General features: G+C 62.1%; 21 protein-coding genes and 5 tRNA genes. 12 read left to right on the top strand and 14 right to left on the bottom strand.

All coding sequences use genetic code 11. The annotated features are described in order from the left end of the window. Positions 1–42 precede the first annotated feature (42 nt). Positions 43–972, bottom strand: coding sequence for a chemotaxis protein CheV (locus ABNP31_RS18760; RefSeq protein WP_350012652.1), 930 nt, complete (start codon positions 970–972; stop codon positions 43–45). A 77-nt stretch (positions 973–1,049) separates the two neighbouring features. On the opposite strand from ABNP31_RS18760, the gene flgA reads away from it, so the two are divergent. The 4 genes from flgA to ABNP31_RS18780 all read left to right on the top strand — a co-directional run bounded on the left by flgA (position 1,050) and on the right by ABNP31_RS18780 (position 3,622). Further along, entirely contained in the window at positions 1,050–1,802 is a 753-nt protein-coding gene (flgA, locus tag ABNP31_RS18765; protein WP_085663973.1) for a flagellar basal body P-ring formation chaperone FlgA, read from the top strand. Positions 1,803–1,966: 164 nt separating this feature from the next. After that, positions 1,967–2,281: a flagellar biosynthesis anti-sigma factor FlgM gene (gene flgM, locus ABNP31_RS18770; RefSeq protein ID WP_025340104.1), complete on the top strand. Its 315-nt coding sequence runs from the start codon at positions 1,967–1,969 to the stop codon at positions 2,279–2,281. A gap of 49 nt (positions 2,282–2,330) precedes the next feature. Further along, complete coding sequence (locus tag ABNP31_RS18775) at positions 2,331–2,798, top strand: flagella synthesis protein FlgN (RefSeq protein ID WP_085705027.1); 468 nt, start codon at positions 2,331–2,333, stop codon at positions 2,796–2,798. Between the two features lie 80 nt (positions 2,799–2,878). Continuing rightward, the gene (locus ABNP31_RS18780) at positions 2,879–3,622 is read left to right on the top strand and encodes a flagellar brake protein (protein ID WP_085663972.1); all 744 of its coding nucleotides are present in this window, start codon (positions 2,879–2,881) and stop codon (positions 3,620–3,622) included. Between the two features lie 340 nt (positions 3,623–3,962). On the opposite strand, the gene ABNP31_RS18785 is transcribed toward ABNP31_RS18780, so the two are convergent. Continuing rightward, positions 3,963–5,303: an MFS transporter gene (locus tag ABNP31_RS18785; RefSeq protein ID WP_085663971.1), complete on the bottom strand. Its 1,341-nt coding sequence runs from the start codon at positions 5,301–5,303 to the stop codon at positions 3,963–3,965. A gap of 250 nt (positions 5,304–5,553) precedes the next feature. Between ABNP31_RS18785 and ABNP31_RS18790 the strand changes: the two genes are divergently transcribed. Next, the gene (locus ABNP31_RS18790) at positions 5,554–6,138 is read left to right on the top strand and encodes a hypothetical protein (protein WP_238066720.1); all 585 of its coding nucleotides are present in this window, start codon (positions 5,554–5,556) and stop codon (positions 6,136–6,138) included. Positions 6,139–6,162: 24 nt separating this feature from the next. Here ABNP31_RS18790 and bkdR read toward each other — a convergent pair whose 3' ends face one another. After that, positions 6,163–6,648, bottom strand: coding sequence for a Bkd operon transcriptional regulator BkdR (bkdR, locus tag ABNP31_RS18795; RefSeq protein ID WP_012273540.1), 486 nt, complete (start codon positions 6,646–6,648; stop codon positions 6,163–6,165). Positions 6,649–6,846: 198 nt separating this feature from the next. Between bkdR and ABNP31_RS18800 the strand changes: the two genes are divergently transcribed. Genes ABNP31_RS18800 through lpdA form a run of 4 tightly spaced genes read left to right on the top strand, consistent with a single transcriptional unit; the run spans position 6,847 to position 11,808 of the window. Further along, positions 6,847–8,079: a 3-methyl-2-oxobutanoate dehydrogenase (2-methylpropanoyl-transferring) subunit alpha gene (locus ABNP31_RS18800; protein WP_085614551.1), complete on the top strand. Its 1,233-nt coding sequence runs from the start codon at positions 6,847–6,849 to the stop codon at positions 8,077–8,079. 1 nt (position 8,080) lies between these two features. Further along, complete coding sequence (locus ABNP31_RS18805) at positions 8,081–9,139, top strand: alpha-ketoacid dehydrogenase subunit beta (protein WP_013973637.1); 1,059 nt, start codon at positions 8,081–8,083, stop codon at positions 9,137–9,139. After that, positions 9,140–10,426, top strand: a complete 1,287-nt coding sequence (locus ABNP31_RS18810; protein WP_350012653.1) for a dihydrolipoamide acetyltransferase family protein — start codon at positions 9,140–9,142, stop codon at positions 10,424–10,426. It abuts the gene before it with no gap. A gap of 2 nt (positions 10,427–10,428) precedes the next feature. After that, positions 10,429–11,808: a dihydrolipoyl dehydrogenase gene (gene lpdA, locus ABNP31_RS18815; RefSeq protein WP_085589062.1), complete on the top strand. Its 1,380-nt coding sequence runs from the start codon at positions 10,429–10,431 to the stop codon at positions 11,806–11,808. 179 nt (positions 11,809–11,987) lie between these two features. On the opposite strand, the gene ABNP31_RS18820 is transcribed toward lpdA, so the two are convergent. Beyond that, positions 11,988–12,986, bottom strand: a complete 999-nt coding sequence (locus ABNP31_RS18820; RefSeq protein ID WP_085663968.1) for a sensor domain-containing diguanylate cyclase — start codon at positions 12,984–12,986, stop codon at positions 11,988–11,990. A gap of 234 nt (positions 12,987–13,220) precedes the next feature. Further along, a complete protein-coding gene (locus ABNP31_RS18825) occupies positions 13,221–14,099 on the bottom strand; it encodes a LysR family transcriptional regulator (RefSeq protein WP_025340113.1) in 879 nt (292 codons plus the stop codon). A gap of 121 nt (positions 14,100–14,220) precedes the next feature. On the opposite strand from ABNP31_RS18825, the gene ABNP31_RS18830 reads away from it, so the two are divergent. Both ABNP31_RS18830 and ABNP31_RS18835 read left to right on the top strand, forming a co-directional pair. Continuing rightward, complete coding sequence (locus ABNP31_RS18830) at positions 14,221–14,955, top strand: AzlC family ABC transporter permease (protein ID WP_350012654.1); 735 nt, start codon at positions 14,221–14,223, stop codon at positions 14,953–14,955. Then, a complete protein-coding gene (locus ABNP31_RS18835) occupies positions 14,952–15,278 on the top strand; it encodes an AzlD domain-containing protein (RefSeq protein ID WP_085614556.1) in 327 nt (108 codons plus the stop codon). Before ABNP31_RS18830 ends, ABNP31_RS18835 begins: the two co-directional genes overlap by 4 nt. Positions 15,279–15,352: 74 nt before the next feature. On the opposite strand, the gene ABNP31_RS18840 is transcribed toward ABNP31_RS18835, so the two are convergent. Beyond that, positions 15,353–15,429, bottom strand: a tRNA-Arg gene (locus ABNP31_RS18840). 111 nt (positions 15,430–15,540) lie between these two features. Beyond that, positions 15,541–16,134: a phosphonate metabolism protein/1,5-bisphosphokinase (PRPP-forming) PhnN gene (gene phnN / locus ABNP31_RS18845; RefSeq protein WP_085589085.1), complete on the bottom strand. Its 594-nt coding sequence runs from the start codon at positions 16,132–16,134 to the stop codon at positions 15,541–15,543. A 345-nt stretch (positions 16,135–16,479) separates the two neighbouring features. On the opposite strand from phnN, the gene ABNP31_RS18850 reads away from it, so the two are divergent. After that, the gene (locus ABNP31_RS18850) at positions 16,480–16,806 is read left to right on the top strand and encodes an Arc family DNA-binding protein (RefSeq protein WP_012273554.1); all 327 of its coding nucleotides are present in this window, start codon (positions 16,480–16,482) and stop codon (positions 16,804–16,806) included. 96 nt (positions 16,807–16,902) lie between these two features. On the opposite strand, the gene mgtE is transcribed toward ABNP31_RS18850, so the two are convergent. The 7 genes from mgtE to ABNP31_RS18885 all read right to left on the bottom strand — a co-directional run bounded on the left by mgtE (position 16,903) and on the right by ABNP31_RS18885 (position 21,624). Continuing rightward, the gene (mgtE, locus tag ABNP31_RS18855; RefSeq protein WP_025340118.1) at positions 16,903–18,345 is read right to left on the bottom strand and encodes a magnesium transporter; all 1,443 of its coding nucleotides are present in this window, start codon (positions 18,343–18,345) and stop codon (positions 16,903–16,905) included. Between the two features lie 1,046 nt (positions 18,346–19,391). Then, positions 19,392–19,468 (bottom strand) — tRNA-Arg (locus ABNP31_RS18860). A gap of 73 nt (positions 19,469–19,541) precedes the next feature. Then, positions 19,542–19,618: transfer RNA gene (locus tag ABNP31_RS18865), tRNA-Arg, on the bottom strand. Positions 19,619–19,689: 71 nt separating this feature from the next. Further along, a tRNA-Arg gene (locus ABNP31_RS18870) sits at positions 19,690–19,766 on the bottom strand. Positions 19,767–19,872: 106 nt separating this feature from the next. Continuing rightward, positions 19,873–19,963: transfer RNA gene (locus ABNP31_RS18875), tRNA-Ser, on the bottom strand. Between the two features lie 72 nt (positions 19,964–20,035). Next, a complete protein-coding gene (gene csrA, locus ABNP31_RS18880) occupies positions 20,036–20,224 on the bottom strand; it encodes a carbon storage regulator CsrA (RefSeq protein ID WP_003254503.1) in 189 nt (62 codons plus the stop codon). A gap of 164 nt (positions 20,225–20,388) precedes the next feature. Next, complete coding sequence (locus tag ABNP31_RS18885) at positions 20,389–21,624, bottom strand: aspartate kinase (RefSeq protein WP_013973645.1); 1,236 nt, start codon at positions 21,622–21,624, stop codon at positions 20,389–20,391. Positions 21,625–21,667 lie beyond the last annotated feature (43 nt).

Consider the following 21,667-nt stretch of genomic DNA (forward strand, 5'->3'; position numbering starts at 1 on the left):
CTCTTTTAAATCACTGGTGCCGGGGGCCTGCCCCCGGCTGCTTCAATGCGTTGCCTTGATCCGGTCGACCACCCGCTGGGCCAGGTCGTCCGGCTTGAACTTGGCCAGGAAGTCATCGGCACCGACCTTCTTGACCATCGCCTGGTTGAACACCCCGGAAAGCGAAGTATGCAGGCAGATGTGCAATTTTTGCATGCGCGGATCGCTGCGGATCTCCGCTGTTAGCGTATAGCCGTCCATTTCCGGCATTTCAATGTCCGAGATCATCATCAGGAACTCTTCTTCCGGCTTCTTGCCCTCATCCACCAGCTGGCGCAGGTAGTTCAGGGCCTGACGGCCGTCATTGAGCGCCACCACCTCGACCCCCACGGTCTGCAGGCAGCGGCTGACCTGCTTGCGCGCCACCGACGAATCGTCGACGGTGAGCACCCGCAGCAGCACGGCCTTGTCCTGCACCTCGGCATCGATCACCCCGGCCGACACCGACTCGGACGACGGCGCCACTTCGGCCAGCACCTTCTCCACATCGATGATCTCGACCATGCGGTTGTCCACCCGGGTAACCGCGGTCAGGTAGTGGTCGCGGCCGGTGCCCTTGGGTGGCGGATGGATTTCTTCCCAGTTCATGTTGACGATGCGCTCCACCGAATGCACCAGGAAGCCTTGGGTCTTGGTGTTGTACTCGGTGATGATCACGAAACTGTTGCACGTGTCTTCCTGCAGCGGCCGCAACCCGGTGGCCATCGACAGGTCGAGGATCGGGATGGTCGCCCCGCGAATATTGGCAACACCGCGCACCACCGGGTGCGCCTTGGGCAGCAGGGTCAGCGCAGGGCATTGCAGCACTTCCCTGACCTTGAATACGTTGATGCCGTAAAGCTGCTCGCCATTGAGGCGGAACAGCAGCAATTCCAGGCGATTCTGCCCTACCAGCTGCGTGCGCTGGTTGACCGAATCCATAACACCTGCCATGCCAGACTCCTTTATGTTTCAGCCTTTCGTTGCAACTCATGTAGCGAGTCGGCACGGGCTTTGCTTTTTTGAGCGCCATGTACACGAAAACGACATTTTTCCGACGATTGACGCGCCTGCTGACTGGCTCGCTGGCCATGCTGTGCCTTCTGGTGCCCGGCGTTCGCACGGTAGCGGACGCGTTTACCTTGCCTGAACAGCTTATCGGTGTCACTCAAGGGTTTCTTGAATTCAGCGTCGAAGATTATCTGGCAACCACCCAGACCGCCGGCCGTTACGAGATCCAGGTCAACCCGCTGGACCCGCGCCTGCGCATGCCGCTGTGCAGCCAGCAACTGGACGCCTCGCTGGAAAGCCCGGCCCAGCCGTTGGGCCGCGTCACGGTAAAGGTGCGCTGCGAAGGCACGGCGCCTTGGACCGTGTTCGTGCCGGCCACCGTGCGGCTGTTCCGCGAAGTGGTGGTGGTGACCCGGCCGCTCAAGCGCGACAACGTGGTGGGCGAAGGTGACGTGGCCCTGCGCGAGCGCGATGTCGGCACCCTGGGCCAAGGCTTCTTGACCGAACTGGAACAGGCGGTAGGCATGAAGATGCTGCGCCCCACGGTGATCGACCAGGTACTCACCCCGCAACACCTGGAACAGGCCGAGGTGGTGCGCAAGGGCGACCACGTGGTGATCATCGCCCGCAGTGGCAGCCTGAGTGTGCGCATGCCCGGAGAAGCCCTGAGCAAGGGCGGCCTGAGCGAACAGATCCGGGTGCGCAACCTCAATTCCAAACGGGTGGTCAAGGCCAGGGTGACCGGCCCCGGCCAGGTCGAGGTAAGTATGTAGCCAGCCCATTGATTTGCGCTGGCGGTGAGGAACCGCTTTTCCTAAACTGTGTCAGAAAACGGGTTCGCGAGCTTGCTGACAGGCGGCTATGCATTTGTGCCTAAAGTTTCTTTCGGGTTGGCCGAAAACAAGGCAAGCGTCCAAATACCCAGAGGTTTCTGATCATGGTCATCGACTTCAGTCGTTTGAATAACTCTCCGTCCGTCACGGGCGGCGTGCGCGGCAACACCGCGAACGGCAGCGCCGAAAAACCGGCAGCCAGCCAGGAAGCGGCAACCGCCACCAGCGCCAGCGGAGAAGCGGTACACCTCAGCCAAGAGGCCCAGCAGTTGCAGAAGATCAGCGACAAGCTGCGCGACGAGCCAGTGGTCAACAGTGCCCGTGTGGCCCAGTTGAAACAGGCGATCGCCGACGGCAGCTACCAGGTCGATGCCGGCCGGGTCGCCAGCAAACTGCTCGATTTCGAAGCCCAGCGCTGACCGTTCGGCGCGCTGACTTCACGGACGCTAGAAAAGCCAAGAGTTAGCCATGCACGACACCACCTTGCTGCAACTGATCGAAGATGACATCGCCCCCATGCAGGAGCTGCTGGACCTTCTGCAAAAGGAAGCGATCGCCCTGCATGGCCGCGACATGGCGCCACTGGAGAATATCCTGGCCCGCAAGCAGTCTTTGATCGTGCTGCTGGAGCAGCAAGGCCTGCGGCGCAACAACCTGCTTGTCAGTCTTGGCCTGAGCCCTGATCGCGCCGGAGTGGAGGCCGTGGCGGCACAATCGCCGAACGGTGAACTGCTGCTGCAGCAACTCGATGTGATCAGCCAGTTGATGCAAGCCTGCCAGCAGCTCAACGAGACCAATGGCCGGATCATCCAGGTGCAGCAACACGTCACCAACAACCAGATCCGGATCCTCATGGGCGGCGATTCTCCGTCGCTCTACGACAGCCGCGGCAGCACCTCGCCACTGGCCAAGCCACGGGCGCTCAGCCAAGTGTGATTTTTTCTATCAAGGCACGGAACATACTGGCAAAATGCCGTTAATTGCGTGTGTCGCTTTTGCCTGGAGAACGATAAGCCGTGTTCAATGAATCCGATGCCCCGCAGCCGCCAAAGGTGCTGACCACCCCTTTGGAGATTGCGGCCAACTTGCGGCAGCTGCAGGAAAGCCACGACCCCCTGATCATCACCTTCCACGACCGCAGCCAGCGCTTCCAGAGCTACGTGGTGCACGTGGACCGTGAAAGCAACACCCTGGCGCTGGACGAGATGATCCCGCGTGACGGTGAAAAGTTCATCGAGAACGGCGAACACTTCCGCGTCGAAGGCTTCCATGATGGCGTGCGCATCGCCTGGGACTGCAACCACGAGCTGAAGATCAGTGAAGTCGACGGCCACCGCTGCTACCGCGGCGCCATGCCATTGGAGATGACCTACCACCAGCGCCGCAATGCCTTCCGCGCCGCGCTGAAGCTGTCGCAGCTGGTCGATGTCATCCTCGATGGTACCCACCTCAAGGGCAACGGCGCCCTGCGTGGCAAGCTGCTGGACATCTCCGCCACCGGCTGCAAACTGCGCTTCGAAGGCAATGTCGAGGATCGCCTGCAACTGGGCCAGGTGTACGAGCGTTTCAAGGCGGGCAACCCGCTGGGCCTGGTCGACACCATGGTCGAGCTGCGCCACCTGCACTATGAAGAGCGGATCAACACCACCTTTGCCGGCGTGCGCTTCCATAACCTTACCGGGCAGGCGCAGCGCAAGGTCGAGAGCTTCGTGTACCAGTTGCAGCGTGAAGCGCGGCGGTTCGACAAGGACGACTATTGATCGTCGGCCGAGTACAAAAACGCCACCTATCAAGGTGGCGTTTTCATTTGTGCTTCTCCTGTGCCGGCCTCTTCGCGGGCATGCCCGCTCCCACAGAACTGCACATAACTCATTGAATTAGCAGGGACTCTGTGGGAGCGGCTTTAGCCGCGAACACCGGCGCAGCCGGTGCCATGCACCGCGTTGGATTCTTCGCGGCTAAAGCCGCTCCCACAGGGTACGCGTACTGCTTGCGGATCCAGTTATCTACGCGACAGCTCTCCCACAGGTACAACGCATGCCTTGAACGCTGCGCGGTCGCTGTGGGAGCGGGCGTGCCCGCGAAGAGGCCGGCACAGGCCTACACCGACTTGCTGACCTCACCTTCCGGCTCAGGCTCCTTGTCAGTCCCCTTCTCTTCCGCCTCGGTATCCTCCGCCGCCACCGGCGCCTGCATTACCTCCTGCACCGTCTGCTCATCCACCCGTGGGTCCAGCGCCGCCGACAGTGGCGAACCGGCAGCCGGCATGGCAACGTGGCCCAAAGGCGCATCCTGCACCTGGTGTAGCCCAGTGACCGCCTTCGGCCGAATGCGCCACACCAGCACCAGGGCAAAGAACACGAAGAAGGCATACAGCATCTGCGGGCCGAGCACCTTCATCAGCACGCCTGCCGCCAGCGGCCCGATACACGCGCCCACGCCGTAGGTCACCAGCAGCATCGCGGTCAGCGACACCCGCCGTTCGCTTTCCACATGGTCGTTGGAAAACGCCACCGCCAGCGGGTACAGGCAGAACTGCAGCAACGAAATCACGAAGCCTATGCCGAACAGCAACTCCAGCGGCACGCTGGGCAGCATCGCCAGCGGCGACGAGGCCAGCGCCAACCCCACCGCCACGCTGCGGATCAGCACTGCCCGATCGTAGCGGTCAGACAACCAGCCCAGCGGCCACTGCACCAGCAGGCCGGCAAAGATGCAGCTACCCATGAACAGACCGACCTGCTCGGTAGTCATGCCCTGGCTGGAGGCATACAAGGGTGCCAGGCCATAGAACGAGCCGACGATCAGCCCCGAACCCAGCACCGTGCTGAGCGACTGCGGCACGCGCTTGATGAAGAACTTCGGCTCCATCGGTGCCGGGCGCAACGGCGCCGGGTGAATGCGCCGGGTCATGGCGACCGGTACCAGGCACAGGGTGAAACACATGGCCACCAGCATCAGCAGCTCCAGGCCAAGCTGTGGGTGCACCACCAGGATCAGCTGGCCGAGCACCAGGCCCAGGTACGAGGCGATCATGTAGCCGCTGAACACCGCGCCGCGATGCTTCACGTCGGCCTGCTCGTTCAGCCAGCTCTCGATGACCATGTACTGGCACATCATCCCCAGGCCGACGATCATCCGCAGCCCGACCCAGGCCGGCAGCCAGCTGGTCAGGCCATGGCCGAGCACCGCCGCGCCGACGATGCCGGCGCAAGTGGCATAGGCGCGAATGTGCCCTACCCGGCCAATCAACCGGTGGCCGACCTTGCCGCCTACCGCCAGGCCAAAGTAGTTGGCCGCCATCAAGGCACCCACCCACAGGCTGTCGACATGATCGGCTGCCAGGCGCAGGGCCAGGTAGGTACTGAGCAGGCCCGAGCCGATCAACATCATCAGCGCGGCGAAATACAACGACTGAAACGGCTTCCAGATATTTCGCATAAGTCCCTTGCGGCTCCCGGGTCAGGTGGCGATGGGTTGCAGACAAGCATAAGGGCAAATGCCAGGGAATGAGTGCGGTGGCGGGTAAAATGCTGTTGCCGGGGCGCGTCCGGTGCAGGTCATGTCGCGATCAGGCCTGTACAGCAGGCTGACAGGCACCCCCTTCCGTTGGCTGAAACGCATCCATGTCCCAAGTCGACAGGCAGTGCCTTAGCCTGGGCTACCGCCTCAGCAATCATCGGAGACCTACATGATAAGGGCCAATTTCACCGCTACACTTCATAACGTCCACCGTGGCCAGATCGTTGTTGCAGACAACAACGTACACCCAGTGCTTGGCCTGGATGAAGACGGCTGGCTGTGCACGACTGCCGCGCGCAGGAGCGTGCCACGCAGTGCGGATGAATTCCAACGACTTGCATTCCATTTCGAATTCATCGAGCACCGTGAAGACCGCACGCACTACTACATTACCTGCGCAGAACACTGGGCCTATATTGGCGCCAGGCTTGAAAGCAGTTCCAATGGCTGGCTAGGCCTGTATGGTACGCATGTGGCCGGGCGGGTCCGGGATGTGCTCAACGCCCCACATCCGTACAACCTGCTACGCACCCGGCCCTACTGGAAAATCGAAACGCTCCGGCCATGGGACGGCACAGTGGAGAGCGCCGACTTGGTTCCCTTCTACCTGCGGGACATGAACGGCTACCGTGTTGCGGAGTCGCTCTCGGACAATGTCCCGGTACTTGACCTGGGCCGCCAGTACTACCTCAACGCCGGCGAGCGCACCGGTGACGTGCTCGAATTCTTCCTGCGCGATATTCAACTGACCTGACCAGCAAGCGCAGTACTCGGACGGCTACTCCCGCAAGGTCATGCCATTGGCCGGCAGCGGCAAGGCCGTCTTGTAGCGCACCTGCTTCAAGGCAAAACTGGAACGGATGTTGGCCACCCCCGGCAACCGAGTCAGGTAATCCAGAAACCGTTCCAGCGCCTGGATACTGGGCAGCAATACCCGCAACAGGTAGTCCGGATCGCCCGTCATCAGGTAACACTCCATCACTTCGGGCCGTTCGGCGATTTCTTCCTCGAAACGGTGCAACGACTGCTCGACCTGTTTTTCCAGGCTCACGTGGATGAACACGTTCACGTCCAGCCCCAACGCCTCGGGCGACAGCAAGGTCACCTGCTGGCGGATCACCCCCAGTTCTTCCATGGCCCGCACCCGGTTGAAGCAGGGTGTGGGGGACAGGTTCACCGAGCGGGCCAGCTCGGCGTTGGTGATGCGGGCATTTTCCTGCAGGCTGTTGAGAATGCCGATATCGGTACGATCGAGTTTGCGCATGAGACAAAATCACCGGTTTTTTGTGTTTATGCGGAATGTTTATCTGCCCCGCTCGGCAAAGGCAATCAACTTGAGAGAAAAATTCTCCTGCCGGCCCACTAAGATGTAGGGGACGCTGACCTACCAGTCACAAGCCGGTACTCAGCGGCGGCCGCTTCAGAGCTCACAAAAACAAATACCCGAGCGAGCGTAAAAAGCATGAACGAGTACGCCCCCCTGCGTTTGCATGTGCCCGAGCCTACCGGCCGGCCAGGCTGCCAGACCGATTTCTCCTACCTGCGCCTGAACGATGCAGGTCAAGCCCGTAAACCCCCAGTCGATGTCGACGCTGCCGACACCGCGGACCTGTCCTACAGCCTGATCCGCGTGCTCGACGAGCAAGGCGACGCGCAAGGCCCGTGGGCCGAAGACATCGACCCGCAAGTTCTCCGTCAGGGCATGCGCGCCATGCTCAAGACACGGATTTTCGACAGCCGCATGGTGGTCGCCCAGCGCCAGAAGAAGATGTCCTTCTACATGCAGAGCCTGGGTGAAGAAGCCATCGGCAGCGGCCAGGCCCTGGCGCTGAACCGCACCGACATGTGCTTCCCCACCTACCGCCAGCAAAGCATCCTGATGGCCCGCGACGTGTCGCTGGTCGAGATGATCTGCCAGCTGCTGTCCAACGAGCGTGACCCGCTCAAGGGCCGCCAGCTGCCGATCATGTATTCGGTACGCGACGCCGGTTTCTTCACCATCAGCGGCAACCTGGCGACCCAGTTCGTGCAGGCGGTCGGCTGGGCCATGGCCTCGGCGATCAAGGGCGATACCAAGATCGCCTCGGCGTGGATCGGCGACGGCGCAACCGCCGAGTCGGACTTCCACACCGCCCTCACCTTCGCCCACGTGTACCGCGCCCCGGTGATCCTCAACGTGGTCAACAACCAGTGGGCGATCTCCACCTTCCAGGCCATCGCCGGTGGCGAGTCGACCACCTTCGCCGGCCGTGGCGTGGGTTGCGGCATTGCCTCGCTGCGGGTTGACGGCAACGACTTCGTCGCCGTGTACGCCGCCTCGCGCTGGGCCGCAGAACGCGCCCGTCGCGGCCTGGGCCCATGCCTGATCGAGTGGGTCACCTACCGTGCCGGCCCGCACTCGACCTCGGACGACCCGTCCAAGTACCGCCCGGCCGATGACTGGAGCCACTTCCCGCTCGGCGACCCGATCGCCCGCCTGAAGCAGCACCTGATCAAGATCGGCCACTGGTCCGAGGAAGAACACCAGGCCACCACTGCCGAACTGGAAGCCGCGGTGATCGCCGCGCAGAAGGAAGCCGAGCAGTACGGCACCCTGGCCAACGGTCACATCCCGAGTGCCGCCTCGATGTTCGAGGACGTGTACAAGGAAATGCCCGACCACCTGCGCCGTCAACGCCAGGAACTGGGGGTTTGAGATGAACGACCACAACAACAGCATCAACCCGGAAACCGCCATGGCCACCACTACCATGACCATGATCCAGGCCCTGCGCTCGGCCATGGATGTCATGCTCGAGCGCGACGACAATGTGGTGATCTACGGCCAGGACGTCGGTTACTTCGGCGGCGTGTTCCGCTGCACCGAAGGCCTGCAGAACAAGTACGGCAAGTCTCGCGTGTTCGACGCGCCGATCTCCGAGAGCGGCATCGTCGGCACCGCCGTGGGCATGGGTGCCTACGGCCTGCGCCCGGTGGTGGAAATCCAGTTCGCCGACTACTTCTATCCGGCCTCCGACCAGATCGTTTCCGAGATGGCGCGCCTGCGTTACCGTTCGGCCGGCGAGTTCATCGCCCCGCTGACCCTGCGCATGCCCTGCGGCGGCGGGATCTATGGCGGCCAGACCCACAGCCAGAGCCCGGAAGCGATGTTCACCCAGGTGTGCGGCCTGCGCACTGTCATGCCGTCCAACCCGTATGACGCCAAGGGCCTGCTGATCGCCTCGATCGAATGCGATGACCCGGTAATCTTCCTGGAACCCAAGCGCCTGTACAACGGCCCGTTCGACGGCCACCACGACCGCCCTGTCACGCCGTGGTCGAAGCACCCGCAAAGCGCGGTGCCCGATGGCTACTACAGTGTGCCGCTGGACAAGGCGGCCATTACCCGCCCCGGCAATGACGTGACCGTGCTGACCTACGGCACCACGGTGTACGTGGCCCAGGTGGCGGCCGAAGAAACCGGCGTCGACGCCGAGGTGATCGACCTGCGCAGCCTGTGGCCGCTGGACCTGGACACCATCGTCGAGTCGGTGAAAAAGACCGGCCGCTGCGTGGTGGTACACGAGGCCACCCGCACCTGCGGCTTCGGCGCCGAACTGGTGTCGCTGGTGCAGGAACACTGCTTCCACCACCTGGAGGCGCCGATCGAGCGCGTCACCGGCTGGGACACCCCCTACCCCCACGCACAGGAATGGGCTTACTTCCCAGGGCCTTCGCGGGTAGGTGCGGCATTGAAAAAGGTCATGGAGGTCTGAATGGGCACGCACGTCATCAAGATGCCGGACATTGGCGAAGGCATCGCGCAGGTCGAGTTGGTCGAGTGGTTCGTCAAGGTCGGCGACATGATCGCCGAAGACCAGGTAGTGGCCGACGTCATGACCGACAAGGCCACCGTGGAAATCCCTTCGCCGGTCAGCGGCAAGGTGCTGGCCCTGGGTGGGCAGCCAGGTGAAGTGATGGCGGTCGGCAGCGAGCTGATCCGCATCGAAGTGGAAGGCAGCGGCAACCATGTGGATGTGCCCGCCAAGGATGTGCCCAAGCGCGAACAGGTCGAGGCCCCCGCTGCCCCGGTAGCCGCCAAGCCAGAGCCGCAGAAGGAAGCAAGACCGGCCGCGTGCCAGGCGCCCGTCAACCACGAGGCAGCCCCGATCGTGCCACGCCAGCCTGGCGACAAGCCGCTGGCCTCGCCGGCGGTGCGCAAGCGTGCCCTGGATGCCGGTATCGAACTGCGTTACGTGCATGGCAGCGGCCCGGCCGGGCGCATCCTGCACGAAGACCTCGACGCCTTCATGAGCAAGCCGCACAGCACTGGCGGACAAGCGCCGAGCGGCTATGCCAAGCGCACCGACAGCGAGCAGGTGCCGGTGATCGGCCTGCGCCGCAAGATCGCCCAGCGCATGCAGGACGCCAAGCGCCGGGTCGCGCACTTCAGCTATGTGGAAGAAATCGACGTCACCGCCCTGGAAGCCCTGCGCCAGCAACTCAACAGCAAGCACGGCGACAGCCGCGGCAAGCTGACCCTGCTGCCGTTCCTGGTGCGTGCCCTGGTCGTGGCACTGCGCGACTTCCCGCAGATCAACGCCACCTATGACGACGAAGCCCAGGTCATCACCCGCCATGGCGCGGTGCATGTGGGCATCGCCACCCAGGGTGACAACGGCCTGATGGTGCCGGTGCTGCGCCATGCCGAAGCTGGCAGCCTGTGGAGCAATGCCGGCGAGATCTCGCGCCTGGCCAACGCTGCCCGCAACAACAAGGCCAGCCGCGAAGAGCTGTCCGGTTCGACCATCACCCTGACCAGCCTGGGCGCCCTGGGCGGAATCGTCAGCACACCGGTGGTCAACACCCCGGAAGTGGCGATCGTCGGCGTCAACCGCATGGTCGAGCGGCCTGTGGTGATCGACGGCCAGATCGTCGTGCGCAAGATGATGAACCTGTCCAGCTCGTTCGACCACCGCGTGGTCGATGGCATGGACGCCGCGCTGTTCATCCAGGCCGTGCGCGGCCTGCTCGAACAACCCGCCTGCCTGTTCGTGGAGTGAGCATGCAACAGACTATCCAGACTACCCTGTTGATCATCGGCGGCGGCCCTGGCGGCTACGTGGCTGCCATCCGTGCCGGGCAACTGGGCATCCCCACCGTGCTGGTGGAAGGCCAGGCACTGGGCGGTACCTGCCTGAACATCGGCTGCATCCCGTCCAAGGCGCTGATCCACGTGGCCGAGCAGTTCCACCAGACCTCGCGCTTTGCCGGCCCGTCGGAGCTGGGCATCAGCGTTGCCTCGCCGCGCCTGGACATCGGCCAGAGCGTGGCCTGGAAGGACGGCATCGTCGACCGCCTGACCACCGGCGTCGCCGCCCTGTTGAAAAAGCACGGGGTCAAGGTGATCCATGGCTGGGCGAAGGTGCTCGACGGCAAGCAGGTCGAGGTCGATGGCCAGCGTATCCAGTGCGAGCACCTGTTGCTGGCCACTGGCTCCAGCAGTGTCGAACTGCCGATGCTGCCGCTGGGCGGGCCGATCATTTCCTCGACCGAAGCCCTGGCACCGAAAACCCTGCCGCAGCACCTGGTGGTAGTGGGCGGCGGCTATATCGGCCTGGAGCTGGGCATCGCCTACCGCAAGCTGGGCGCACGAGTCAGCGTGGTGGAAGCGCGCGAGCGCATCCTGCCGACCTACGACAGCGAGCTGACCGCACCGGTGGCCGAATCGCTGAAGAAATTGGGCATCACCCTGCACCTGGGCCACAGCGTCGAGGGTTACGAAGGCGGCTGCCTGCTGGCCCGTGATGGCCAGGGTGCGCAATTGCGCCTGGAAGCCGACCAGGTGTTGGTGGCCGTGGGCCGTCGGCCGCGCACGCAAGGTTTCAACCTGGAGTGCCTGGACCTGAAGATGAACGGCGCCGCCGTCGCCATCGACGAGCGCTGCCAGACCAGCATGCGCAATGTCTGGGCCATCGGCGACGTGGCTGGCGAACCGATGCTGGCGCACCGGGCCATGGCCCAGGGCGAGATGGTCGCCGAGATCATCGCCGGCAAGGCACGCCGTTTCGAACCCAGCGCGATCGCCGCGGTGTGTTTCACCGACCCGGAAGTGGTGGTGGTCGGCAAGACCCCGGAACAAGCCAGCCAGCAAGGGCTGGACTGCATCGTCGCGCAGTTCCCGTTTGCTGCCAATGGCCGGGCCATGAGTCTGGAATCGAAAAGCGGTTTCGTGCGGGTGGTGGCGCGCCGTGACAACCACCTGATCCTGGGTTGGCAGGCGGTTGGCGTGGCGGTTTCCGAGTTGTCGACGGCGTTTGCCCAGTCGCTGGAGATGGGCGCGTGCCTGGAGGATGTGGCCGGCACCATCCATGCCCACCCGACCCTGGGTGAGGCGGTACAGGAAGCGGCACTGCGCGCCCTGGGCCACGCCCTGCATATCTGACACTGAAGCGGCCGAGGCCGATTTGGCCCGCAGCGCCCCAGGCGTTGCGGGTCTTTTTTCATTGGCGAGCCTGTGCCGGCCTCTTCGCGGGTAAACCCGCTCCCACAGGGACATCACTGCCCGTGAGAGCAGTGGCGCACCTGTGGGAGCGGGTTTACCCGCGAAGAGGCCGGCACAGGCTACTCGGCAATAGCGTTCTTGCCGTTCCCCTTGGCCCGGTACAGCGCCGTGTCGGCACGCGCCAGCAGTGCATGCTGGTCCTCCCCTTCCTGCCATTGCACCACGCCGTAACTCATGGTCAGCTGGCAATCGCCCACCGGCTCCACCTGCACCATCGCCTGGCGCAAGCGTGCTGCCACTTCCAGCGCCTCGCCCAGCGAGGCCTGCGGCAATACGATGACGAACTCGTCCCCGCCCCAGCGCGCCAGCAGGTCCTGCTGCCGCAGGCAGGTACGCAGGACGTCGACCACCCGCACCAGCGCCGCATCGCCACGGGCATGGCCATAGCGGTCATTGATCGGCTTGAAGTCGTCCAGGTCCATGGCTATCAGCGACAACGGCTGGCGAAAGCGCTTGGCACGCTCGCACTCCAGTTGCAGCGCCTTCTCCAGCCGATAGCGGTTGGCAATGCGGGTCAACGCGTCGCGCTCGGCCAGCTCGCGGTTTTCGTCCAGCTGCCGCTGCAACTGCTGGTTCACCCAGGACAGCTCGCGGGTGCGTTCGGCCACCTGGCTTTCCAGCGACTGGTTCCTCTGCTCCAGTTGCGCCACCAGGCGCTTGTTGGCGTCGATGTTGCGGTGGGCACCGAGCATGCGCGCCACCGAGCCATCCTCGTTATGGGCGATGATGTAGCCGCTGTCTTCGATCCACAGGTAGCTGCCATCGTGGCAACGGCAGCGGTATTCGACCAGGTAATGCTCGTTGCGCTGGTTGATGTACGCCTCGAAATGCGCCATCACCCGCGAGTAGTCCTCCGGGTGGATCACGCTTTCCCAGGTGAGCACCGAGTTGGCCATGGAGTGACTGGGGTAGCCGAGCATGGCGTACCAGCCCGGGTTGCGATAGACGTAGCCGGTATTGGCATTCCAGTCCCAGATACCATCGCTGATCAGATCGAACAACGTATGCAACTGCTGTTCACTGAAGCCGGCGGGTACCGGCCGGGTTTCCTGACTCATGGACGCTCTCCCTGATGCCCAGCCACAAGTGGCATGCCTCTGACGGGCAAGCATATGCCTAGCGTGGCACCATCGGAATAGCCCCAACGCCCTATTTTCGCGGTGTTGACGACGGGCATGGCATTTGCCCCGTTCGGCCTCTGTGGGAGCAGGCGCTGCGGTGTAGGGCACCGGCTTCGCCGGTGTTCGCGGGCACACCCGCTCCCACAGACACCGTGCATGGCTTGGGGGCGCTCAAGCCAACTGCAACAGCGCCTCCTCCACTGCGGCAACCACCTGGTTGCCCTTGGCACCCGGCAGCCGCCATGCGGCGATGGTCATGCCCAGTGGCACCGCGCGGTCGATGGGGGCGACCAGTTCGCCGCTGTCGAGGTAACGTTGCACCAGGCTTCTGCGCCCTATCAGCACCCCGGCGGCCAGCAAGGCTTGCTGCAGGGCGATCGAGTACAGGGAAAAACCCGGCCCACGGGCAACGAACTTGTGCCCGGGCATCACCGCCCCCGTCCACACCGCCCAGTCGTTCCAGCCCACGTCGGCGATGCAACGGGCGTCGGCAAGGTCCTCGGGCTTGGCGATGCTGGCGGCCAGGGCCGGCACGCACACGGGCAGGACTTCTTCCGTGGCTATCCTGCGTTGCCAGCGCTCGGGCTTTTCGGTGTAGAACAGGCACAGGTCGAACGGGCTGCGCTTCAGGTTGGGCGGCTCATCCACCGCCGTCACCGAGATCTCGATGGGTGCCAGCAGCCGGGTCAGTTCCGGCAGGCGTGGCCCTATCCACAACTGCGCCAGGGCAGGCGATGTGACGATATGCACCCGCTGCGGTGCGGCCAGGCGGCGCAGTGTGCGCGCGGCGGCTTCCACCGCGTCGAACGCCTCGGTGAACTGGCCTTTCACGCTTTCGCCCAAGGGCGTCAGGCGCACGCCTTTGGCGTGGCGCTCGAACAAGGCCGCGCCATATTCGCTTTCCAGGGTCTTGACCAGGGCGGCGATGGCCCCCGGGGTCACCTTCAGCTCGAGTGCGGCACGGGCAAAACCGCCCAGGCGGGCTGATGCTTCGAAGGCACGCAGGGCATTGAGCTGCAGCGAGTGCCGGGTGGGAGTATCGAGGTACACGGTTTCAGGCCTATTTTTTTTAGGCCTACTATTCCAGAAATCTGACGTTGAGGCCAACTGTCGCGCGCATTAACGTGGGCGTACCGCCCTTGCACCGTCTGCACTCTTTCAAGGATTTCAAATGCCGTATCCAAACGGGACCCAAGCGTTCAGGCAAGGTGCCCACAGCGCCCTGCCATTGACCTCCGGCATCGTGCCCTTCGGCCTGATCACCGGGGTCACGGCGATCGGCATGGGCCTGTCGCCAACCGATGCCATCGGCATGACCTTGCTGTTCTACTCCGGTTCGGCGCAAATGGTGGTGATGCAGTTGATGCAAAGCGCCGCCCTGCCGGTGACCATGGTAGTCACCGCACTGGTGATCAACCTGCGCTTCCTGATGTACAGCGCCAGCCTGGCCCCGCACCTGGGCCAGCTGCCGCGCCGCCACAAGTGGCCGATGGCGTACATGCTGTCAGACCAGTCCTTCGCCCTGTGCACGCTGAAGATGGGCTCGGGCGGGCTGGGGCAGCATGCCTACCCCTACTATGCCGGTACGGCAATCACCATGTTCTTCGGCTGGAACCTCTCGGTGCTGGCGGGCATGTACCTGGGCGCGAGCATTCCTGAAGACTGGTCGCTGGGCTTTGCCATTCCATTGTCATTCCTGGCCCTGTTGATACCCGGCATTCGCAATGCGGCCACGCTTGGCGCAGCGCTGACCGGCGGCGTGCTCGCCGTGCTGGCCGCCAACCTGCCCTACAACCTCGGCCTGCTGGCTGGCGCGCTGGGCGGCATCATCGCCGGGCTGGCCATCGAGAGCTGGCAAAAACAGCAAACCGTGGCAGACGCCAATACCGAGCAGGAAGCATCATGAGCGAAACGACCCAGTGGATAACCTTCATTCTGATCGGCCTGGGCACCTTCGCCATCCGCCTGTCGTTCATCGAGTTGCACACGGTGCTGCGCATCCCCCCACTGTTTCGCCGCGCCCTGGCGTATGTCCCGGCCAGTGTGCTGGCGGCATTGGTACTGCCGGCCGTGGTATTCCCTGACCGGCAGGCGGGGTTCGACTGGATGAACCCGCAGATACCAGCGGCGATACTGGCCGCGCTGGTGGCGTGGCGTACGCGCAGCACGATGCTGACGCTGATTGTGGGAATGGGAATGCTGTGGGCCTTGAAGCATCTGGGGATGTAGGAATACGCAGGTTCAAGGCTTCCCGATTTCGCGTCACCAACACCGGGTGAACGCGGTAAGGGAACGAAAGGAAATGGCGTCCCAGGCAGGAATTGAACCTGCAACCTTCCCCTTAGGAGGGGGATGCTCTATCCAATTGAGCTACTGAGACGCAAGTACCGGCAGCGGACGCTGCACAGCAGGACGGCCAGCATGTTAACCAGCATGCTGGCGTTTGTCATGCCTCACGCGGGCTTTTTCGCGTAATCCTTTTCTGCCAATGCTACACCTGCGGCAGCACGCCTTCATCACGCAGCAGCGCGAACAATGCCGCGACCGCGGTTTCCAGGGTGGTGGAGTTGTCCAGCACATGCAGCGACGGATCGGCCAGCGCCTGCAAGCGTGCATTACGTGCCAGGCGCTGCTCGACTTCCTCTGCGCTTTCCCGGCCACGGGCCACCAGGCGCTCGCGCAGCACCTCGTGCCGGACCTCGACCAGCACTGCCAACAAGTTCGGGTAGCGCCGACGCGCCTCGGCCAGATAAGCCCGCGACCCATTCACCAGCACCGCCCTGCCCTCTGCCAGCCACTGGTCCACCTGCAGTGGAATGCCGTAATCCAGGCCATTGGCCCGCCAATGCATGGCGAACGCGCCTTGCGCACGTAGTGCTTCGAACTGTTCGGCCGAGACTCCATGGGCGGCTTCGCCCTTGGCTTCGGCCGATCGGGTAATGACGCGACGGGCGATTTCCACCCCGGCGGCTGCCAATCGCTCACGAGAAGCATCGATCAGGGAATCTTTCCCGGAACCCGACGGTCCTACCAGATATATCAACCGGCCTGTACCTGATTGGCGGTCGCTTGCGTCATGTTGCATAGCCACTATGCTCTATGGAGGGAAACCGGCACATTCTAGGGGCTTTCCCGACCTTTTGCTGCGTTTTACCAGTTTTTGACGGCAAAAGTCTGACGATTGGGCAAGCTGGAGCATGTAAAACTTTTCAAACCAGTACTCATTTCTGATAATTGGTACTGGCACAAAGCCTTTATCCGGCTCACTATTTGTCACAGAATTGACGCCAAGGAAACGGCGACCATGAGGCAAGATGAGCATCCATTTTTCACAGACGGTTGAACATTTCATCGTCGCCACGGTCGTACTACCACCCCGTGCGGCCAATTTGAGAACCGCTTCCCCTGAACCAAAATCCGGTCAATTTATATGCGCCCAATGAAACAGGCTATTTATTCGAGCCGCACCGCTGACAAGTTCGTCGTCCGCCTGCCAGACGGGATGCGTGAGCGCATTGCCGAGGTAGCGCGCAACCATCACCGCAGCATGAACTCCGAAATCATCGCGCGCCTGGAACAGAGCCTTATCCAGGAAGGTGCGCTGGGTGACGAGTTGAGCATGCGCCTGGACAGCCCTGAACTGTCCCTGCATGAACGCGAGTTGCTGCAACGCTTCCGCCAACTGTCGCACCGCCAGCAGAACGCGCTGGTCGCCCTCATCGCTCACGATGTGGAAATGGCTACCGACGCCTCCTGAGGTTTGCAGCCGTACATGAAAAAGCCAGCGTAAGCTGGCTTTTTTGTGGATGGCGATCCTGCAAGAGGCGCGATCCGTTTGTTTGGGGACCGCGGGCTACAGCAGGAACAGCGTGGCCAGCCCGAGGAAGATGAAGAACCCGCCGCTGTCGGTCACCGCGGTAATCATCACGCTGGAGCCCATCGCCGGGTCGCGCCCCAGGCGCGTCAGGGTCATCGGGATCAACACTCCCATCAAGGCCGCCAACAGCAGGTTCAAGGTCATCGCCGCAGTCATCACCAGGCCCAACGACCAGCTGCCATACAGCCAGAACGCCACCGCACCGATCACCCCGCCCCAGATCAGGCCGTTGAGCAGCGATACCGCCAGCTCCTTGCGCATCAGGCGGCTGGTGTTGCCCGGCGACACCTGGTCCAGCGCCATGGCGCGCACGATCATGGTGATGGTCTGGTTACCGGAGTTGCCACCAATACCCGCCACGATCGGCATCAGCGCAGCCAGGGCCACCAGCTTCTCGATCGAACCTTCGAACAGGCCGATCACACGCGACGCAACGAAAGCGGTAATCAGGTTGATGGCCAACCAGGCCCAGCGGTTGCGCAGCGAACGCCAGACCGAGGCGAAGATGTCTTCTTCCTCGCGCAAACCGGCCATGTTCAGCACTTCGCTTTCGCTTTCTTCACGAATCAGGTCGACCATTTCGTCGATGGTCAAGCGGCCGATCAGGCGTTCGTTCTTGTCCACGACCGGCGCAGATACCAGGTCATAACGCTCGAAGGCCTGCGCCGCATCATAGGCATCTTCCTCGGGGTGGAAGGAGACCGGGTCGGTCGCCATGACCTCCGCCACCTTCTTTTCCGGGTCATTGACCAGCAGGCGCTTGATCGGCAATACACCCTTGAGAATGCCGTCATAGTCGACCACGAACAGTTTGTCGGTGTGGTTCGGCAGTTCTTTCAGGCGGCGCAGGTAGCGCAACACCACTTCCAGGCTGACGTCTTCGCGGATGGTGACCATCTCGAAGTCCATCAGCGCACCAACCTGCTCCTCGTCGTAGCTCAGCGCCGAACGCACGCGCTCGCGTTGCTGGGCATCGAGGGTTTCCATCAGCTCGTGAACAACGTCACGCGGCAGCTCAGGAGCCAGGTCGGCCAGCTCGTCGGCGTCCATTTCCTTGGCGGCGGCGAGCAGTTCGTGATCGTCCATGTCGGCGATCAGCGATTGCCGCACGGCGTCGGACACTTCCAGCAGGATGTCGCCATCGCGATCCGAGCGCACCAGCTGCCAGACCGTCAGGCGGTCTTCCAGGGGCAAGGCTTCGAGGATGTAGGCGATGTCGGCGGGGTGCAGGTCATCGAGCTTGCGCTGCAGCTCGACGAGGTTCTGGCGGTGGACCAGGTTTTCCACCAGGTCGTTGTGGGCGCCTTCCTGACGGTGGGTCAGGTCTTCGACCACGCGCTGGCGTTGCAGCAGTTCGACCACCTGGGCCAGGCGGTCCTGCAGGCTTTCCTGCGCTTTTTTTACTTCTACTTCAGTCATAGGCGAACTCCACTCCCAGCAGCGGAGCACGCCGGGAGAATCAATCGGTCAGATCTTTCTGTATGAATCTTGTTAGCGAGTAACTACTGGGTAAGTCCATGGTGGTTTTCCACAAGCCCCGGCGGGGCTGACGGGCGCAATCATACACTGCTAAAGCTGTCAGATCGCTTAAAATTTTGGCCAGAACAATCGTTTGCGTGATAAAGCTGGGACAACGCTCGAAGCTATCAGTGCGACGGTGGGTCTGGCGGTCAAGTTACATTTGTTGTGTGCCTGGATGTGTATGCGGTGCCTGATCGATACTGGGGCTGCTTTGCAGCCCATCGCGACACAAGGCCGCTCCTACAAGGGATCGCGTACTTCTGTAGGAGCGGCCTTGTGTCGCGAAAGGGTCGCGCAGCGGCCCCCAAAGGCACACGCTCAATCTACAGAAGAGCTTAGATCGACATCACCAACAATTCATTGGCGCAGAAAAACAAAAAGCCCGCTCAATTGAGCGGGCTTCTTGATTTGGTATGGCGCCACATTTGTTGTGTGCCTGGATGTGCATGCGGTGCCTGATCGATCTCGGGGCTGCTTTGCAGCCCATCGCGACACAAGGCCGCTCCTACAAGGGATTGCGTACTTCTGTAGGAGCGGCCTTGTGTCGCGAAAGGGTCGCGCAGCGGCCCCCCAAAGGCACACGCTCAATCTACAGAAGAGCTTAGATCGACATCACCAACAATTCATTGGCACAGAAAAACAAAAAGCCCGCTCAATTGAGCGGGCTTCTTGATTTGGTGTGGCGCCACATTTGTTGTGTGCCCGGATGTGCATGCGGTGCCTGATCGATCTTGGGGCTGCTTTGCAGCCCATCGCGACACAAGGCCGCTCCTACAAGGGATCGCGTACTTCTGTAGGAGCGGCCTTGTGTCGCGAAAGGGTCGCACAGCGGCCCCAAAGGCACACGCGCAATCTACAGAAGAGCTTAGATCGACATCACCAACAATTCATTGGCGCATAAAAACAAAAAGCCCGCTCAAATGAGCGGGCTTCTTGATTTGGTGTGGCGGACTCAGGAGGATTCGAACCTCCGACCGCTCGGTTCGTAGCCGAGTACTCTATCCAGCTGAGCTATGAGTCCGTGGTGGTATTTTTTAGACCAGGTTACCACTGGTTGGTTGAAGTGCCTTTGCAAGCAGAGCCACTTCAAAAAGTGGCGGACTCAGCAGGATTCGAACCTGCGACCGCTCGGTTCGTAGCCGAGTACTCTATCCAGCTGAGCTATGAGTCCGCGATGGTAGTTTTAGACCAGATTACCACTGGTTGTTTGAAGCAGCCTTGCAAACAAAGCCACTTCAAAAGTGGCGGACTCAGGAGGATTCGAACCTCCGACCGCTCGGTTCGTAGCCGAGTACTCTATCCAGCTGAGCTATGAGTCCGTGTCTTGCCGCGCATTATAGGTCGCTGAAACATTTTTGCAAGAACTTTTTCGTTTAAAATCAACTACTTAGCGTTCTTACTGTTTACAGCGCCCTAAGCGAATAATGGCGGTGAAGGGGGGATTCGAACCCCCGATACCCTTATGAGGTATACTCCCTTAGCAGGGGAGCGCCTTCGGCCACTCGGCCACCTCACCGCAACACGAGGCGAATATTAAACAGGCTCTTCCTCGTTTGCAACCCTTTTTTTGAAAAAAACTTCAAAAAAATTAAAGGCTTGGCTCCTCGTCCTTCTCTTTCTTGATCCGCAGGTAGATTTCCTCGCGGTGCACAGCCACTTCTTTCGGGGCGCTGACGCCAATACGCACCTGGTTGCCTTTGACGCCGAGCACCGTCACGGTGATCTCGCCGTCTCCAATGATCAGGCTCTCGGCGCACCGACGAGTCAGAATCAACATAGCTTTCTCCTTACGCAAACATTCAGGGGTAACAGTCTTGGGTGTCGAGGCCTGGTCGTGGACGACGACCTGGGCCCGGTTGATCGCCACACAGGGCAGGACGGGCCTGCGTGGCGAGCAGAAACGCGAAGGGCGCGGCAAGCCGCGCCCTTCCAGGCAGCGTATTACTCGCTCTGTCGTGCCGGAGCGTCGAGCTCGAACGCGGTGTGCAGCGCGCGTACGGCCAGCTCCAGGTACTTCTCTTCGATCACGACCGAAACCTTGATCTCGGAGGTGGAGATCATCTGGATGTTGATGCTCTCCTTGGCCAGGGCTTCGAACATGCGGCTGGCAACACCGGCGTGCGAACGCATGCCGACGCCGACGATCGAGACCTTGGCGATCTTGGTGTCGCCGATCACTTCACGGGCACCGATTTCGCGGGCAGTGTTTTCCAGCACGCTCTGCGCCTTCTCGTACTCGTTGCGGTGTACGGTGAAGGTGAAGTCGGTGGTGTTATCGTGGGCAACGTTCTGCACGATCATGTCGACCTCGATGTTCGAGGCGCTGATCGGGCCGAGGATCTTGAAGGCCACGCCCGGGGTGTCCGGCACGCCGCGAATGGTCAGCTTGGCTTCATCACGGTTGAAGGCGATACCGGAAATGATCGGCTGTTCCATGGATTCCTCTTCATCAATGGTAATGAGGGTACCCGGACCCTCCTTGAAGCTGTGCAGCACGCGCAGCGGAACGTTGTACTTGCCGGCGAACTCCACCGAACGGATCTGCAGCACCTTGGAACCGAGGCTGGCCATTTCCAGCATCTCTTCGAAGGTGATCTTCTCCAGGCGCTGGGCCTGTGGCACAACGCGCGGGTCGGTGGTGTAGACGCCATCGACGTCGGTGTAGATCTGGCACTCGTCAGCCTTCAGCGCAGCCGCCAGGGCCACGCCTGTGGTGTCGGAGCCACCACGGCCCAGGGTGGTGATGCTGCCGTGCTCGTCGACGCCCTGGAAGCCCGCTACCACGACCACGCGGCCTTCCTTGAGGTCGGCACGAATCTTCTGGTCGTCGATCTGCAGGATGCGCGCCTTGTTGTGCGCGCTGTCGGTGAGAATGCGCACCTGGTTGCCGGTGTAGGACACCGCTGGCACACCACGCTTGATCAAGGCCATGGTCAGCAAGGCAATGGTGACCTGCTCACCGGTCGACACGATCACATCCAGTTCACGCGGAACCGGCTGATCGGTGATCTGCTTGGCCAGGTCGATCAGGCGATTGGTTTCACCGCTCATGGCCGACAACACAACCACCAGGTCGTCGCCCGCCTCACGGTGTTTCTTGACCTTATCGGCTACCTGCTCGATCCGCTCGATGGAACCGACAGAGGTGCCGCCAAATTTCTGTACGATCAACGCCATTTCAATGGTGCCTCAGCCCATACAGGGCCCCAAAAAACAATCC

Origin of the sequence: Pseudomonas asiatica, from assembly GCF_040214835.1 — a bacterium.
Taxonomy (GTDB): Bacteria; Pseudomonadota; Gammaproteobacteria; order Pseudomonadales; family Pseudomonadaceae; genus Aquipseudomonas; species Aquipseudomonas putida_Z.